We start from the raw sequence: 16186 nt of genomic DNA on the forward strand, positions 1-16186 counted from the left end.
ACGGGGGAGGGGCGCCGCACTAGACTGCACGGGATGGCCCGCCGGACGGTTCCGTCCGGCCCGCAGCGACAACCATGGAGGTCCCCGATGGCCGAGCCGGTCCCCACCAGTGCGACGTCCGACGCCGCCCCCGGCGTCTCCGAGCAGTACGAGGCGGCACGGGACCGCGTCCTGGCGCTGCGCGAGGACTACGACCGGGCCCGCGAGGAGTTCCGCTGGCCCCGGATGGAGCACTTCAACTACGCCCTGGACTGGTTCGACCACGTCGCCCGGGACCCGGAGCGCGGGGCCCGGGACGCGCTGTGGATCGTCGAGGAGGACGGCACGGAGCTCCGGCGGACCTTCCGGGAGCTCGCCGGGTCCTCGGCGCGCACCGCGAACTGGCTGCGGGGCCTGGGGGTGCGGCGCGGCGACCGCGTGCTGCTCATGCTCGGCAACCAGCTCGAGCTGTGGGAGACCCAGCTCGCCGGCATGAAGCTGGGCGCGCCCCTGATCCCGACCGCCGTGATGATGCCGCCGGCCGACCTGCTGGACCGGGTGCAGCGCGGCAAGGTCTCGTGGGTCGTCACGGACGCCGCCAACGCCCCCAAGTTCGCGGGCGTCGACGGCGACTACGAGCTCGTCGTCGTCGGTGCCGCCGCGGAGGTGGAGGCGGCGCGCGCACAGCTGCCCGGCCGTCCCGTGCACCCGTACGAGCAGGCCGCGGCCGCGGACCCCGTCTTCGTCCCGGAGGGCGTCACGCGCTCCCGCGACCCCCTGCTGCTGTACTTCACCTCCGGCACCACGTCCCAGGCCAAGCTCGTGGAGCACACCCACGCCTCCTACTCCTTCGGGCACCTGTCCACGGTCTACTGGATGGGCCTGCGCCCCGGGGACGTCCACCTGAACATCGCCTCGCCGGGATGGGGCAAGCACTCGTGGTCCAACTTCTTCGCCCCGTGGATCGCGGAGGCCACCGTTTTCATCTACAACCAGTCCCGCTTCGACGCGGCGGGTCTCCTGGAGCAGATGGGCCGGGCCGGGGTGACGAGCTTCTGCGCGCCGCCCACGGTGTGGCGGATGCTCATCCAGGCGGACCTGCACCGCGTGCAGGACCCGCCGACGTCCGCAGTCTCCGCCGGCGAGCCGCTCAACCCCGAGGTGATCCGCCGGGTGCAGGACGCCTGGGGCGTGACCATCCGGGACGGCTACGGGCAGACGGAGACCACGCTGCAGATCGCCAACACCCCCGGGCAGCCGGTGGTGCCGGGGGCCATGGGCCGGCCCCTGCCGGGCTTCGTCGTCGACCTCTTCGACCCGCAGACGGGCGCACCCGCCGAGGAGGGGGAGATCTGCCTGAAGGTCGACGACGACCCGCCCGGGATCATGGCCGGCTACATCGACGAGCCCGAGCGCACGGCCGAGGTCGTCAAGGACGGCTGGTACCACACGCGCGACATCGCCCGCCGCGACGAGCACGGCGTCTACACGTACGTGGGCCGCACCGACGACGTGTTCAAGGCCTCCGACTACCGGATCTCCCCGTTCGAGCTGGAGTCCGTGCTCATCGAGCACCCCGCGGTGGCCGAGGCCGCCGTGGTCCCGGCGCCGGACCCGGTCCGGCACGCGGTGCCGAAGGCCTACCTGGTGCTCGCCGCCGGCGCGGAGCCCACCCGGGAGCTCGCCGGGGAGATCCTGCGCTTCGCCCGGGAGAACCTCGCCCCCTACAAGCGGGTGCGCCGGGTGGAGTTCACGGACCTGCCCAAGACGATCTCCGGCAAGATCCGCCGGGTGGTGCTGCGCGAGCGGGAGGAGGCCGCGGACCGCTCCGGCGCCGCGGCGCCCGGGGCCGACGGGTACGGCGTCGAGTACACGGAGGCCGACTTCCCGGGGCTGCGCGGCTGAGCGCCGTGCCCGGGACGCGGTCCTGCAATGTGACGCCGCGCACGGCGCCCGGCGTGCGCCCAACGGGGGACGCCGGGGGCGCCGGATGTCCCCACTTCGTGCCACGCCCGCCGCCCCCCGAATACCCACCGGTAGCGAAAAGCCGCCACAGAACCCTCTGTTGACTAGTGCAAATAGATGAATCTGCTTGAGTGTCCCCCGGATCGAATGTGACTTCACGGTCCGTGACAGGTCGCAGAAACCCTGCCACCATGGTGCCAATTGGTTCACCCGATGGGGCGGAACCAACCGATCCGCCGGGGGGCGGATCGACTGCGGTTCATCGGGGGATGGGCCGCGTGCACGCAGGCATCGGGGGGTGCCGGTGCAACCGGTTCATCGGGGGGTGAACCGAATGGGAGCACCGCTGGGGGGCGGTACTCCCGCCAGGCGAGTCTCTGCTCGCCACCGGCCGCCAGGCCGGTCGATGCGCCCGCTGCGGGGGCCATCCGTTCGACGGATGGGCAGCGGGCGCATCGCTCTGTCCGGGCCCCGTCGCCACTGCACGCCCCGCCCTCCGGTCGGGCGGCGTCGGGGGGCCCTGGAAGACTGGGGCCATGACGACTTCCCCGGCCCACGACATCGCCGCCCACGACACCGCGCCGGACCCGGCCCTGCACGAGGACGCGCTCCACCTGCTGCGCGCGCTCACCGGCCGGCCGGACGCCGCCTTCCACCCCGGGCAGTTCGAGGCGGTCGAGGCCCTCGTGGGGCGCGGCCGGCGGGCCCTGGTGGTGCAGCGGACCGGCTGGGGCAAGTCCGCGGTCTACTTCCTCTCCGCCCTGCTCCTGCGGGCCCGGGGCCGCGGGCCCACCCTGATCGTCTCCCCGCTGCTGGCCCTCATGCGGGACCAGGTCTCCGCCGCCGCCCGCGCCGGGGTCCGGGCGGCGGCCATCAACTCCGCCAACGCCACCGAGTGGGGGCAGATCGCCGCGCAGCTGGAGGCCGACGAGCTCGACGTCCTGCTGGTCTCCCCGGAGCGGCTCAACAACCCCGTGTTCCGCGAGCAGCAGCTGCCGCAGCTGGTCGCCCGGCTCGGGCTGCTCGTGGTGGACGAGGCGCACTGCATCTCCGACTGGGGCCACGACTTCCGCCCCGACTACCGGCGCATCCGCGACCTCATCGCCCGGCTCCCGGAGCAGGTCCCCGTCCTGGCCACGACCGCCACCGCGAACGAGCGCGTGGTCGCCGACGTCGAGGAGCAGCTGGGCGTGCGGCCCGGCGGCAGCAGCACGGGGGAGGTCTTCACCCTCCGCGGCCCGCTCTCCCGGGCGTCCCTGCGCCTCGGCGTGCTGGACCTGCCCTCGGCCACGGCCCGCCTCGCCTGGCTGCTCGAGCACGTCGGGTCCCTCCCGGGCAGCGGGATCATCTACGCGCTGACCGTGGGGGCCGCCGAGGACACGGCCCAGGCGCTCGCCGACGCCGGGATCCCCGTGCGCGCCTACACCGGGCGCACCGACCAGGGCGAGCGCGAGGAGCTCGAGGCCGCCCTCAAGGAGAACAGGGTCAAGGCCCTCGTGGCCACCTCCGCGCTCGGGATGGGCTTCGACAAGCCGGACCTCGGCTTCGTGGTGCACCTGGGGGCGCCGTCCTCGCCCGTGGCCTACTACCAGCAGGTGGGCCGTGCGGGCCGCGCCACGGACAACGCGGACGTCCTGCTGCTGCCGGGCACCGAGGACCGCCGGATCTGGGAGTACTTCGCCACCTCGTCGATGCCCACCGAGCAGAAGGCCGCCGCCGTCCTGGACGAGCTGGGGGCCGCGGGCGGCGCCCTGTCCGTGGCCGTGCTGGAGTCCCGCGTGGACGTCCGGCGCAGCCCGCTCGAGCTGCTCCTGAAGGTGCTCGCCGTCGAGGGCGCGGTGGAGCGCGTGCAGGGCGGCTGGCAGAGCACGGGCGTGCCGTGGCGCTACGACGCCGAGCGCTACGGTCGGATCGCCGCGGCACGGGTGGCCGAGCAGAACGCCATGCTCGAGTACGAGCGCACCACCGGGTGCCGCATGGAGTTCCTCGCCCGGCAGCTCGACGACGCCACGGCCGAGCCCTGCGGGCGCTGCGACAGCTGCGCCGGCCCCTGGTACCCCACGACCGTCGACGAGTCCGCCACCGACTCCGCGGGCGCCGCCCTGACCCGGGTGGGCGTCGTGGTGGAGCCGCGCGCCCAGTGGCCCACCGGGATGCCGCGCCTCGGGGTCGAGGTCAAGGGCCGGATCCCCGAGGAGGAGCGCTGCGCCGAGGGCCGGGCACTCGCCCGGCTCACGGACCTCGGCTGGGGCAACCGGCTGCGCGAGGTGTTCCGCACCGACGAGGAGGGCGCGCCGGTCGACGGACCGGTGGACCCCGCCCTCGGCCGGGCGTGCGTCCAGGTGCTCGCCGAGTGGCGCTGGTCGGACCGGCCCGCGGCCGTCGTCTCGATCCCGTCCCGCTCGCGCCCCCGGCTCGTGCGCTCCCTGGCGGAGGGCATGGCCGAGGTCGGGCACCTGCCCTATCTGGGGGAGCTCGAGGTCCCCGAGGGCTTCCCGTCCGGCGGGCACGGCGGCAACAGCGCGTACCGCCTCGCGGCCCTGTGGGAGAAGTTCCGGGTGCCCCCCGAGCTCGCGGAGGGGCTGGACCGGCTGGGCGGGCGCCCGGTGCTGCTGGTCGACGATCTCGTGGACAGCCGCTGGACGCTCGCCGTGGCCGCCCGCGCGCTGCGCCGGGCCGGGTCCGGACCCGTGCTGCCGTTCGTCCTGGCCTCCCAGGGCTGAGGCGCGGACCGCGCCGGGCGGCCGGGCCCGGCGCGGTCTTGTACGCTGGCCTGCGTGTCCCCTGCCCCCGCGCCGCTCGTCGACGTCATCATCCCGGTGCACACCACCGCCCGGCCCGTGGACCGGGCCGTCGGCTCCGTGCTGGCCGGGGGGCTCCCGGTCGGCGACCACGGCGGGGTGCACATCACGGTGGTGTGCCACAACGTCGAGGCGGCACTGATCCGCGACCGCCTCGCGGCGGAGCACCGGCCGCTCGTGGAGCTGGTGGAGTGCTTCGACGGCACCGGCAACCCGGCCGGGCCCCGCAACCTGGCCCTCGAGCGCTCCCGCGCCCGGTACGTGTCCTTCGTGGACAGTGACGACACCCTCGCCCCCGGGGCCCTCGCGGCCTGGACGGCGACCGCCGAACGCCACGGCTCGGCGGCGGTGCTCCCGCGGCTGGTCAAGGACTCCGGCCGGCCGGTGCGCACCCCCGTGCCGCGGCCCTTCCGCCGCGCGGACCTCGACCCGGTCAAGGACCGGCTCGCCTACCGGACCCACGTCTTCGGGCTGCTCCGCCGGGAGCTCCTGGTGGACCGCGGGGTCCGCTTCAACGGCCGGTACGCCACCGGGGAGGACCAGGAGCTGGTGGCCCGGGCCTGGTTCGGCGACGGGCGGGTCGACCTCGCGCCCCGCGGCGCCGGCTACCTCCTGCGGGAGGGGGCCGCCGACCGGATCAGTGCCGCGCCCCGGCCCCTGACGGACGACCTCGCCGCGGCGACCGACCTGCTCGGCGGCTCCTGGTACGCCGGGCTGTCCGTGGAGCAGCGGACGGCGATCGCCGCCAAGATCCTCCGGGTCCAGGTCTTCGGCGCCGTGCGCGCCCGGACGGCGGCCGGGCGCTGGACCCCGGAGGACGCGGACCAGGTGCGCGGCCTGCTCGCACTGGTCGGCACGCGCGCCCCCCGCGCGCTCACCGTGCTCTCCCGCGCGGACCGGGAGGTCCTGGACCTCGTCGTCCGGCGGGGGGCGACGGCGGAGGCCATCCTCCGGGTGGACAACGCCCGTCGCCGCTTCGGCTGGCCCAGCACCCTGCTCACCCGGGACCCGCGCAGGGTCCTGCACCGCGAGGCCCCCCTGCGGTTCATGGCCGCGTCCCTGCTGGTGTGACCGGGAGACGCCACCGTCCAGTGTGACAATGGTGCCGAGCCAGTCGTCCGACCCCCCGCCCGACGAGAGAACTCCATGAGCCGCCTCCTCCCCGCCGACCCTTCCCCCGGGGTCGCGAACAGCACCGCGCCCCCGGCGGGCGCCTCCGCCCCCGCCCACCGCTTCCGCCCCGAGGTCCAGGGGCTGCGCACCGTGGCCGTCCTCCTGGTCGCCGTCTACCACGTGTGGATCGGCGGGGTCTCGGGCGGGGTGGACGTCTTCCTGTTCATCTCGGCGTTCCTCATGACGCTCTCCTTCGTCCGGCGGCTCGAGGCCGGGAAGGGGCCGCAGCTGGGCCGCTACTGGACCAGGACGTTCTCGCGGCTGCTGCCCCCCGTCGTCGTCACGGTCCTGGGCACTCTCGTCGTGGTGCGGCTCCTGTTCCCGTCCGACCGCTGGTACGCCGCGATCGAGGAGGCGGCGGCCACGGTGCTGTACTCCCAGAACTGGGTGCTCGCCCTCAACGCGGTCGACTACTACGCCGCGGACACCTCCGGGGCCAGCCCGTTCCAGCACTTCTGGTCCCTGTCCGTGCAGGGCCAGGTGTTCCTGCTGTGGCCACTGCTCCTCGCGCTGTGCGGGCTGATCGCCGAGCGCACCCGGTGGACCGTCACCACGGTGGCCACCGGCGTGTTCAGCGCCGTCTTCCTCGCCTCCTTCGCCTTCTCGGTGGTCTCCACGAGCAGCGAGCAGGCCTTCGCCTACTTCGACACCCGCGCCCGGCTGTGGGAGTTCGCCCTCGGCTCCCTGCTGGCCCTGGCCGTGCTGCGCGGCGTCACCCTGCCGGGCGCGCTGCGCCTCCTCCTGGGCTGGACCGGGCTCGTGGCCATCGCCGTGTGCGGACTCGTCCTCGACGTCCAGGGCTCCTTCCCGGGCTGGGCGGCGCTCTGGCCGCTGACCGGGGCGGCCCTGGTGATCCTGGCCGGGCACACCGGCGACCCCCGCGGGGCCGACGCCCTGCTCAGCCGCCGGCCCCTGCTGGTCCTGGGCGAGGCGTCCTACGCCGTCTACCTGGTGCACTGGCCGGTGCTCGTCACCTACCTGGTGGTCACGGACCGCGCCAAGGCCACGCTGGGGCACGGGCTGCTCATCCTCCTGGGGAGCATCGTGCTGGGCGTGCTGGTGCACCGGCTCGTCGAGCGGCCCCTCCGGCCCCGCACCGGACCCCGCGCGAGCCTGCACCAGCTCGGCCTCGTGGTGCTGTGCGTGGCCCTCGTGCTGGTCCCCGCCTCCGGGGCGCGGCTGGTCCTCGACCGGCACGCCCAGGAGGCCGCGGAGCAGGCCGCGCTCGAGAACCCGGGGGCCGCGGTGCTGACCGGGGACCTCGCCTGGGAGCAGGACCCGCAGGTGCCCACGATCCCGAACCCGCTGGTCCGCGAGGGGCAGTGGTCCGAGCTGCCGGAGTCCTGCGACGCCGCGACGGAGGAGTGGTTCGACGGCTACAAGGTGGCCTGCTCGACCCTGCCGGTCGACCCGGACGCCGAGATCGACGCCATGGTGATCGGCAACTCCCACGCCGAGCAGTGGCTGCCGGCGTTCCAGCGCGTCGCCGAGGACCGCGGCTGGAACCTGGTCTCCGTCATCCGCGGCGCCTGCCGGTTCCAGCCCGTGGAGACCACCGACAACACCGAGTGCCAGGAGCTGATCGGGCTCACCGACCGGTACATCGAGGACCACGGGATCGACGTCGTGCTCACCACGTCCACCGTGACCGCCGACGAGGGGCCCGGCGAGCAGATCGCCCCCGGGCTCGCCCAGGTCCTGGCGGACCTCGGCGAGCGGGGCATCACGGTGGTCGGGATCCGGGACAACCCGCGGTTCCCCTTCAACATGGTCACCTGCATCGACCAGGACGGCCCGGACGCCGAGCGGTGCAACCCGCCGCGGGCGCAGAAGCTGGCCCCGCAGAACCCGGCCGACGCGCTGACGGGGCGGCACGGGAACTTCGTCAGCCTCGACATGAGCGACTGGATCTGCCCCGACGGCACGTGCCCGTCCCGGATCGGCAACCGCTGGGTCTACATGGACGACAACCACATGCCCCGCGACTACGTGGTCACGATGGTCCCGGCCTTCGCGGAGCAGTTCGACCGGCAGTTCGGGCAGCGGGCCCGGCCCGCCGGGTGAGCGGGGGCCGGGTGGGCGGGGGCGTGCTCAGCGGCGGAGCCGGGCGCCCGCGGCGCGCAGGGCCGGCCGCAGGTCCCGGGCGCTGAGCCCGGCCCAGACCGCGAGGAACACGGCGGTCGCCCCGAGCGCCGGCAGCACCCGGAAGTCGGGGCCGAGCACCTGCAGCGCGACCAGGATCATCGCGTAGCCGGCCACGATCCGCAGCAGGACCGTGCCCCACCGCATCCGGTCGAGCCGCCAGACCACCAGCAGCGGCAGCACCGCGCTCAGCAGCGAGCCCACGAGGTATCCCACCGCGGAGGCGGTGATGCCGAGCTCCGGGCCCAGCAGGAGCATCGTCACCACGCCCACGACCAGACCCAGGCCGTTGGCGGCGGCGAGCACCTTGACCCCCCAGGGCTCGGTGCCGTTGAGCCGGGCGTTCGCGGCGTTGAAGCTGGTCGCCGAGACGGCCAGGAACAGCAGGACCAGCAGCGGCTCGGCCTCCGCGAACTCGGGGTCCCCGAAGTAGACCACCCGGAGCACCGGCTCCGCCCACAGGGCGCCCACGCCGAAGACCGGCAGGAACACCGTGACCATCGTCCGCAGGATCGTGTCCACCTGCCGGGTCAGGCCCGCGGTGTCCCCGGCGGCGTACATCCGGGCCACGCTGGGGGACAGCGCGGTGAGCATCGCCCCGGACAGCATGCTGGCGGGGGTGGCCAGGGACACCGCGGCGGCGTAGAGGCCGACCTCCGCCTTCGTGGCGAAGCTGTCGCCGATCACCAGGGACAGCTGCATCAGACCGCTCGCCGCCAGCAGGTGGGCCGATCCCCACGCGGTGAAGACCAGGATCTCCCGGCGCACCGCCGGGTCGAGGCGCGCCCCGGTGCGGCGGGGCCAGGAGGGCAGCGCGTAGACCGTGTAGCCGAGGATCAGGGGCAGCAGCAGGACCCAGTGCCAGCCGGCGAGCAGGACCAGCAGCAGCAGGGTGAGGGTGAGGAACGAGCTGATGGTGTCCCACGCCGTCGTGGTCACGAACTGGTTGTTGCCCGTGCGGACGCCGCGCACGAAGTTGTAGGCCGACAGGGAGAGCACGAGCAGGCCCGCCGAGAGCGCGAAGCCCCAGGAGAGCTCGAGCGCGAACGCGGCGTAGAGCACCGCCGAGACGGACAGCAGCGCCATGCCCGCGGACGCGCTGCTCGCGGTGAAGGAGGCCGTCGCCGCCTGCCCCTCGGGGTCCTGGCGGCCCCGGGCCATCGCGATGAACTTGGCGGCCCCCGTGCCCGAGGCCTGGGGCCACAGCAGGACGAGGAAGAGGGCCAGCGAGATCGTCAGGTTGACCTCGGCGAGCGCCTCCTGGCCCAGCAGGTTGCCCACCAGGACGCTGTAGCCGAAGCGGGACAGCCCCTGGACGAACACGGCCACCACGGTCAGCGCGAACGCCGACCCCAGGGGGTTGTCGGTGTTCGCGTGGTTGGGCGGCGGGAAGAGGATCGAGCGCAGCCGGGACATCAGGCGGCCGACCCGGGGGCTGGGCTGGTCATCGCGCCCGAGTCTACTCGCGCCCCGGCGCGGTCCCCGGACCGCCCCGGCCGTGGCCCCGCCGATAGGGTGGCACCATGATCGCCGCCCCCACCCCGTCCAGCACCGTCTCCGGCACCGCGTCAGGCACCGCGTCCGGCCCCCCGTCCGACGCCGCGCCCGACGCCGTCCCCGGCCGCACCGGCGCGGGGAAGGGCTGAGCGCCGTGCGCGTGCTCGTCGTCAGCACCTGGTACCCGTCGGGGGAGCGCCCCGGGGAGACGCCGTTCGTCCCCCGGCACGTGCGCGCCGCCGCCCGCCACCACGACGTCCGGGTGCTGCACCTGCGGCTGCTGCGCACCGGGCCGGCCGTCCCGGAGGAGTGGGACGGGGTGCCGGTGCTCCGGCTGCCCTTCCACCCCCTGCGCCCGCTCACGCTGCTGCGGGCGTACGCCGCGCTCCGCCGCCACCTGACCGGGGCGGACGTCCTGCACACCATGCCCTTCTCGGCGGCGCTCGTCTGCCTGCCGCTCGCAGGACGCCGCCCGTGGGTGCACACGGAGCACTGGAACGGCGTGCTCACCCCCGAGCAGAACGGGCCCGTGTGGCGGCTCCTAGCCGGGAGCCGCCGGATCCTGCGCGTCCCGGACCGCGTCACCGGCGTGAGCACCATGATGTGCGACGTGCTGCGCCGCTTCGCGCCGGCCGAGCGGGTGGAGCGGATCGGCAACGTGGTCGACCACGCCGCGCACGTCACGGACCCGCCGCGGGGGCACACCCTGGAGCTCGTCGCGGTCGGCGCCCTGCGCGAGATCAAGGACCCTCTCCTGGCCGTGGACACCGTGGCGTGGCTGCGCGCCGCCGGCCACGACGTCCGCCTCACCTGGTGCGGCTCCGGCGGCCTCGAGCAGGAGGTCCGGGAGCGGGCGCGCCGGCTCGGGGTGGGGGAGCGCGTGCAGCTCCTCGGCAGCGTGGGGGCGGACGAGGTGCAGCGGCGCCTGGCCGCCGCCGACGTGTTCCTGCTGCCCAGCCGGTCCGAGACGTTCTGCGTGGCGGCGGCCGAGGCCCTCGCCGCGGGCCGGCCGGTGGTCATGGGCGCCCTCGGCGGGCAGGGTGACTTCGTGCACCCGGACAACGGGCGCCTCGTGGCCGAGCGCACCCCTGAGGCCTTCGGCGGCGCCGTGCTCGACGTCGTGGCGGATCCCGGCCTGCTGGGCCCGGAGGCCATGGCGGCGGAGATCCGCTCCGTCTACGGGTCCGAGCGGATCGGGGCGGACCTCGACCGGCTCTACCGCTCGGTGCTCGCCGGGCGGCACGGACGCCGTCGGCTTTGACCCCGTGCCCGGTCCTCCCTTAAGCTGGCCCGTGTTGTCCACCCGCGTGGTGGGCCACGGATGGAGACGTGCCAGAGCGGCCGAATGGACTTCACTGCTAATGAAGGGTCGGGGTTAAACTCGACCGGGGGTTCAAATCCCCCCGTCTCCGCGCTCGTGACGTCCCAGGACGTCGGAAACACCCCGGACCCGCGGTCCGGGGTGTTTCGCGTTCCGAGCCCGCGCCCGGGCCCGTCATCTGCGGCCGCCCCGTGACCGGGGGCCGGCGGCTTCCTAGACTGGGGCTCAGCGCGCCGCCGGCGCCCGAGCCCAGGAGGCCACCATGCCGGAGCAGGACCGTCCGCAGACCACGCCCGCCGCACCCGGTGCGCCCCGCCCCGCCCCCGCCTGGCGCGCCGGGCTCACGGACCGCTCCGTCCTCGAGGAGGCCGTCGACGCCGTGACGGTGCGCCGGGTCTTCGGCGAGGCGTACGAGGCGTACGGCACCACGGTCGTGCCCGTGGCCCGCGTCAGGGGCTGGGGCGGCGGTGGCGGGGGCTCGGGCGAGGAGAAGGACAGCTCGGGCAGCGGATCGGGCGTGGGCTACGGCGTGCACGCCGAGCCGGCCGGGGTGTACGTGGTCCGGGGGGACAGCGTCACGTGGCGGCCCGCCGTGGACGCGGGGCGGATCGCCCTCACCCTGGGCCTGGCGCTGTGCGGCGCGGCCGCGCTCGTGGGCTGGGCCGCCGTCACCCGCCGTTCCTGACAGGATGGGGCCATGTCCTTCCTGCTCCGTGTCCTCGTCAACGCGCTCGCCATCTGGGTGGCCGCCTGGATCCTGCCCGGGATGGGCATCGCGGCGGACCCGTCCGTCGTCTCGGCCGTCGGGGGCGAGACCACGGCGTCGGTCCTGGCCTACCTGTTCGTCGGCCTGGTCTTCGGCGCCGTGAACGCGGTCGTGCGGCCCGTGCTGACGATCCTGTCCCTGCCGATCACCTGCCTCACGCTGGGCCTGTTCGCCATCGTGGTCAACGCGGCGATGCTGTGGCTGACGTCCTGGCTGAGCTCCTTCACGCCGCTGCGGCTCGAGATCGACTCCTTCCTCTGGACGGCGGTGCTCGCCACCCTGATCATCGGGGTGGTGTCCCTCCTGATGGGCTGGGCCGTCCCGGACCGCGAGCGCCGCTGACCCGCGCCGGGGCTCAGCCCCGGTGCAGCGCCGTCCAGAGGAACTCGTGGGACAGCGCGTGCAGGCGGGCGGCCTGCTTGTTGTCGCCCGCGCCCGCGTGCCCGCCCTCGGTGGCCTCGTAGAACCACACGTTCTCGTAGCCCATGCCGAGCATCCGCGCGGCGGCCTTGCGCGCCTGGACGGGGCCCACGCGGTCGTCGCTCGTGGCGGTCCAGAACAGGACGTCCGGGTAGTCCCGCCCCTCCTCCAGCAGGTGGTACGGCGAGAACGTGCGGACGGACTCCCACTGCTCCGGGTCGTCCGGGTCGCCGTACTCCGCGATCCAGGAGTAGCCCGCGGACAGCTTCGTGTAGCGGCGCATGTCCAGCAGCGGCACCCCGCAGGAGATCGCCCCGAACAATTCGGGGTGCCCGGTGAGCATGTTGCCCACGAGCAGCCCGCCGTTGGAGCCGCCCGAGCACGCGAGCGTTCCCCGGGTGCACACCCCGCGGTTCTGCAGGTCCGCGGCGACGGCCGCGAAGTCCTCGTACGCCCGGTGCCGGTTCCCCTGCAGGGCGGCCCGGTGCCACGCGGGGCCGTACTCGCCGCCGCCGCGGATGTTGGCGAGGACGTAGACCCCGGACCGCCCGGCGTCGTCGGTGCGGGTCAGCCAGGACCGCCCGAGGGCCCCGGAGTAGGCGGGGGTCCGGGAGACCTCGAAGCCGCCATAGCCGGAGAGCAGCGTCGGGTTCCGCCCGTCGAGGACCGGGTCGGCGGGGCCCACCTGGAAGTAGGGCACCCGGGTGCCGTCCGCCGAGACCGCGAAGTGCTGCTCGACCGAGAGCCCGGTCGTGTCGAAGAACGCGGGGGCGGTCCTCGCCACCCGCGGCGGGGCCGTCACCCCGCCGCGGGCCGGGAGGGTGCCGCGGGACACGGTGGTCGGGGTGAGGAAGCCGGTCGCCACGAGCCAGTAGTCGTTGCCCGCCTCCGGGTCCTCGTCGTCGACGGCGTAGGCGTCCACGCTGTGCAGGGCCGGCGCCCCGGGCAGCTCGGACGAGGTCCAGGGGCCCGGCTCGGCGACGCGGACCACCGAGGAGACGTCCCGCAGCAGGTTGAGGATCAGCCGGTCGGCCGTCCAGGACCAGGACTGCAGCGACGTGCGCGCGTCCGGGACGAACACGGCGGTCACGGAGCGGTCCCCGGCCAGGAACGCCTCGAGCTCGGCCACGAGCAGGGACCCGGCCGGGTGCACGGTCCCGTCCAGCTCGAGCTCCTCCTGCGGGCGCAGCAGCAGCCACTGACGGTGCAGGTCCACCGTCACCGAGTCGGGGACGTCGACGTGCACGAGCTCCTCCTCCCGCACCAGGTAGGTCCGGGAGGCGAAGAAGTCGACCACGTCCACGGCCACGTCCCGGACGAAGCCCGGGGTGTGGTCCCGCACGAGCACCGCCTGCACGTGGTCCTCGGCCACCTCGAACACCTGCCGGGCCTCGGCGAGGTCCTGCCCGCGTCGCAGGACGCGCACGGTGCGGGGGTAGGAGGAGGTGGTCATCGAGCCGGGGCCGAAGTCGGTGCCCACGTGCAGGGTGTCGGCGTCCACCCACGTCACGGTGGACTTCGCCGTGGGGACGTCGAAGCCGCCAGGCACGAACCGGCGCTCGTCGAGGTCGAACTCGCGCACCCGCTTCGCGTCGCCGCCGTCGGGGGAGAGGCTGAGCAGCGCCCGCCGGTGCCGCCCGCCGGTGTACTGCGGGCGCAGCAGCCGGGCCCCGCCCCAGACCCAGTCGACGCCCTCCACGGCGGCCAGCGCGTCGACGTCGAGCAGGACCTCCCACTCGGTGTCCCCGCCGAGCCAGGACTCCCACGTGGTGCGGCGGAAGACGCCGCGGGGGTGCTCGGCGTCGCGCCAGAAGTTGTAGTAGTGCGGCCCGTGCTTGGCGACCATGGGGATCCGCTCGGTCGAGTCCATGACCGCGAGCACGTCGGCCTCGAGGCGGCGCAGCCGCGGGCTCTCGAGCGCCGCCAGGGTGCGGGCGTTCTGCCCGGCGACCCACTCCAGGGGCGCGTCCCCCGTAATCTCCTCCAGCCACAGGTTCTCGTCGTGCGGCTGCTCGGCGGTCGGGCGGGCGGCGGTCTGCGCGGTCTCGGTCATGTCCGCCATCGTAGGCGCAGCCCCGTGCCCGTGGCCCGGCGGGCGGGTCGATATCCTGAGGGCCATGAGCGCAACGGGCAGGCCAGGTTCCGAACGACGGGTCACGGTGATCGGGGCGGGCCCGCGCGGGCTCTCGGCCGTGGAGCGGCTCGCGGCCCGCGCCGCGGCCTCGGGCGCCCGGGTGCGCATCGACGTCGTCGACCCCTTCCCGCCCGGTCCGGGGCACGTGTGGCGGACGAACCAGTCCCCGCTGTACCTCATGAACACGCCCTCGGTGTTCCCCACGGTGATCGCCGACGACGGCGTGCTGCCCGTGGACCCGCTCGAGCCGCTGCGGAACATGAGCTTCGAGCACTGGCGGCTCGCCGCCGTGGCGGGGACCATCGCCGTGGACCCCGACGACGCCGCGCACCTGACCCGGATGACGCCCCAGTCCTATCCGTCCCGGCGGATGTACGGGGTCTACCTCTCCTGGATCTTCCGCACGCTGCAGGACGCCCTCCCCGCCACCGTGCAGCTCGCCGTGCACCGGGCCGAGGCCGTGGGCGTGCACGTGCGGGAGCACGCCCGGCACCGCTACGACGTGGAGATCAGCGGCGGGCAGAACCTCCCGGCGGACGCCGTGGTGCTCGCCCTGGGCCACCTCGACGCCGACCTGCGCCCCGACCAGCGGGAGCTCGTGGACGGCGCCGCCGAGCTCGGGCTGACCTACTGGCCGCCCGCCGTGCCCGCCGACGTGCACTGGGACGACCTGCCCGCCGGGCGCACCGTGCTGGTGCGCGGCATGGGCCTGAACTTCTGCGACGTCCTGGCCCAGGTCACCGAGGGCCGCGGCGGGATCTACACCCAGGACGGGGAGCGCTACGTCTACCACCCCTCGGGGCGGGAGCCCGTGATCGTGGCCGGCTCCCGCCGCGGCGCCCCGTACCGCTCCAAGGCGGTGCTCGAGGGCTACTACGCCGGCTCCCTCGTCACCCGGTTCTTCACCCTCGACGCCGTGCGGGCGCTCGCGGCGCGGGCGGAGGGACCGCTGTCCTTCGAGACGGACCTCTATCCGCTGATCCGCAAGGACGCCCAGTGGAACTACTACTCCGTCCTGGCGCGGACCGCCCCGGACGCCTTCGAGACCGACCCGCAGGAGTTCCTGGCGCGCTTCGACGCCGTGCTCGGCACCGGCGACGACCACCCCGAGGGGCCCTGGACCTCCCGGGCCGAGCGGCTCATCGCGTCCGCGGTGGTCCCGGGACGGCAGCTCAACGCCCTCCGGCTGGCCCGCCCCTTCGAGGGGCTCAGCTTCGGCTCCCACGACGAGTACGCGGCGGCCCTGGTCCACCACCTGGACCGGGACGTGCACGGCGCGCTGGCCGGCGAGGACGACCCGCTGCAGATGGCCGTCGCCTCGCTCAACGCCGCGCGCACCGTGCTCAAGGCCGTGCTGGCGGACCTCGGGATCAGCGACGCCTCCTGGACCGACGAGCTGCGGCGCACGTTCGAGCCCTTCGTGGAGGGGCTCGCCTCCGGGCCGCCGGTGCTGCGGAACCAGCAGCTGGCGGCGCTGGCCCGTGCCGGCGTGGTGCGCTTCCTGGGCCCGGACCCGCAGTTCCTCGTGGACGAGGAGGAGGGCCGGTTCGTGGCGAGCTCCCCCTGGGTCAAGGACGAGCCCTTCCGCGCCGAACACCTCGTGGAGGCCATGTCCCCGCCCAACGACGTCCGGCGCAACATCTCCCCGCTGCTGTCCGCGATGCACCGGGAGGGCCTGGTGCGGGTCCGGGCCATGGAGACCCGGGACGGCGTCGCGACCGTGCCCGGCACCGGGCTGGACGTCACCCGGCCCCCGTACCGGGCCGTGCGCGTCGACGGCGGCGTGGAGCCCGGCGTCCTCGTGCTCGGCCTGCAGCTCTCGGCCGTCCAGTGGGGCGTGGCGATCGCCGCGGAGGCCGGGGCGTCCGCGGAGCTGGGTGCCCGGACCCTGGCGGACGCCGACCGCATCGCCGCGGCGGTGCTGGGCCCGGCCCCGGCACGTGACTGACCCCGGGGGCACCGGGGCCGGCCGGCGCGCCGCGGCCGGG

11 protein-coding genes and 1 tRNA gene are annotated in these 16186 nt (G+C 74.7%); 10 read left to right on the forward strand and 2 right to left on the reverse strand.

Annotation, left to right across the window (positions count from 1 at the left end):
* The first annotated feature begins 87 nt into the window (after positions 1-87).
* The 4 genes from CRM73_RS03845 to CRM73_RS03860 all read left to right on the forward strand — a co-directional run bounded on the left by CRM73_RS03845 (position 88) and on the right by CRM73_RS03860 (position 7982).
* Positions 88-1884 (forward strand): AMP-binding protein, encoded by a 1797-nt coding sequence (locus tag CRM73_RS03845; RefSeq protein WP_229586893.1) that lies wholly within the window; start codon positions 88-90, stop codon positions 1882-1884.
* A 596-nt stretch (positions 1885-2480) separates the two neighbouring features.
* Entirely contained in the window at positions 2481-4667 is a 2187-nt protein-coding gene (locus tag CRM73_RS03850) for an ATP-dependent DNA helicase RecQ (protein WP_052132875.1), read from the forward strand.
* 54 nt (positions 4668-4721) lie between these two features.
* Positions 4722-5816, forward strand: coding sequence for a glycosyltransferase family A protein (locus tag CRM73_RS03855; RefSeq protein ID WP_229586894.1), 1095 nt, complete (start codon positions 4722-4724; stop codon positions 5814-5816).
* A gap of 75 nt (positions 5817-5891) precedes the next feature.
* The gene (locus CRM73_RS03860) at positions 5892-7982 is read left to right on the forward strand and encodes an acyltransferase family protein (protein ID WP_229586895.1); all 2091 of its coding nucleotides are present in this window, start codon (positions 5892-5894) and stop codon (positions 7980-7982) included.
* Between the two features lie 27 nt (positions 7983-8009).
* Here CRM73_RS03860 and CRM73_RS03865 read toward each other — a convergent pair whose 3' ends face one another.
* On the reverse strand, positions 8010-9476 hold the full coding sequence (locus CRM73_RS03865) for a lipopolysaccharide biosynthesis protein (protein ID WP_017831995.1): 1467 nt from the start codon (positions 9474-9476) through the stop codon (positions 8010-8012).
* A gap of 107 nt (positions 9477-9583) precedes the next feature.
* On the opposite strand from CRM73_RS03865, the gene CRM73_RS19695 reads away from it, so the two are divergent.
* From CRM73_RS19695 to CRM73_RS03885, 5 genes are all read left to right on the forward strand, one after another.
* A complete protein-coding gene (locus tag CRM73_RS19695; protein WP_017831994.1) occupies positions 9584-9706 on the forward strand; it encodes a hypothetical protein in 123 nt (40 codons plus the stop codon).
* Positions 9707-9711: 5 nt separating this feature from the next.
* Positions 9712-10818 carry a glycosyltransferase gene (locus tag CRM73_RS03870; protein ID WP_229586896.1) on the forward strand — a complete coding sequence of 369 codons (1107 nt, stop codon included), beginning with the start codon at positions 9712-9714 and terminating at the stop codon, positions 10816-10818.
* Positions 10819-10880: 62 nt separating this feature from the next.
* Positions 10881-10969: transfer RNA gene (locus tag CRM73_RS03875), tRNA-Ser, on the forward strand.
* 171 nt (positions 10970-11140) lie between these two features.
* A complete protein-coding gene (locus tag CRM73_RS03880) occupies positions 11141-11563 on the forward strand; it encodes a spore germination protein GerW family protein (RefSeq protein WP_017831992.1) in 423 nt (140 codons plus the stop codon).
* Between the two features lie 12 nt (positions 11564-11575).
* Positions 11576-11986 (forward strand): phage holin family protein, encoded by a 411-nt coding sequence (locus CRM73_RS03885; RefSeq protein ID WP_017831991.1) that lies wholly within the window; start codon positions 11576-11578, stop codon positions 11984-11986.
* Positions 11987-11999: 13 nt separating this feature from the next.
* Here the strand turns inward: CRM73_RS03885 and CRM73_RS03890 are convergent, their stop codons facing one another.
* The gene (locus CRM73_RS03890; RefSeq protein ID WP_126349858.1) at positions 12000-14117 is read right to left on the reverse strand and encodes a prolyl oligopeptidase family protein; all 2118 of its coding nucleotides are present in this window, start codon (positions 14115-14117) and stop codon (positions 12000-12002) included.
* Positions 14118-14181: 64 nt separating this feature from the next.
* Here CRM73_RS03890 and CRM73_RS03895 point away from each other — a divergent pair, with 64 nt between their 5' ends.
* Positions 14182-16146: an FAD/NAD(P)-binding domain-containing protein gene (locus CRM73_RS03895; RefSeq protein WP_170122823.1), complete on the forward strand. Its 1965-nt coding sequence runs from the start codon at positions 14182-14184 to the stop codon at positions 16144-16146.
* Positions 16147-16186: the final 40 nt, after the last annotated feature.

The sequence above is a fragment of the Kocuria sp. CCUG 69068 genome (assembly GCF_020833785.1).
GTDB lineage: Bacteria > Actinomycetota > Actinomycetes > Actinomycetales > Micrococcaceae > Kocuria > Kocuria rosea.

Coding starts and splice junctions, on each gene's coding strand:
- CRM73_RS03845 (WP_229586893.1), top strand. CDS start 88: ATGGCCGAGCCGGTCCCCACCAGTGCGACGTCCGACGCCGCCCCCGGC.
- CRM73_RS03850 (WP_052132875.1), top strand. CDS start 2,481: ATGACGACTTCCCCGGCCCACGACATCGCCGCCCACGACACCGCGCCG.
- CRM73_RS03860 (WP_229586895.1), top strand. CDS start 5,892: ATGAGCCGCCTCCTCCCCGCCGACCCTTCCCCCGGGGTCGCGAACAGC.
- CRM73_RS03865 (WP_017831995.1), bottom strand. CDS start 9,476: ATGTCCCGGCTGCGCTCGATCCTCTTCCCGCCGCCCAACCACGCGAAC.
- CRM73_RS19695 (WP_017831994.1), top strand. CDS start 9,584: ATGATCGCCGCCCCCACCCCGTCCAGCACCGTCTCCGGCACCGCGTCA.
- CRM73_RS03880 (WP_017831992.1), top strand. CDS start 11,141: ATGCCGGAGCAGGACCGTCCGCAGACCACGCCCGCCGCACCCGGTGCG.
- CRM73_RS03885 (WP_017831991.1), top strand. CDS start 11,576: ATGTCCTTCCTGCTCCGTGTCCTCGTCAACGCGCTCGCCATCTGGGTG.
- CRM73_RS03890 (WP_126349858.1), bottom strand. CDS start 14,117: ATGACCGAGACCGCGCAGACCGCCGCCCGCCCGACCGCCGAGCAGCCG.
- CRM73_RS03895 (WP_170122823.1), top strand. CDS start 14,182: ATGAGCGCAACGGGCAGGCCAGGTTCCGAACGACGGGTCACGGTGATC.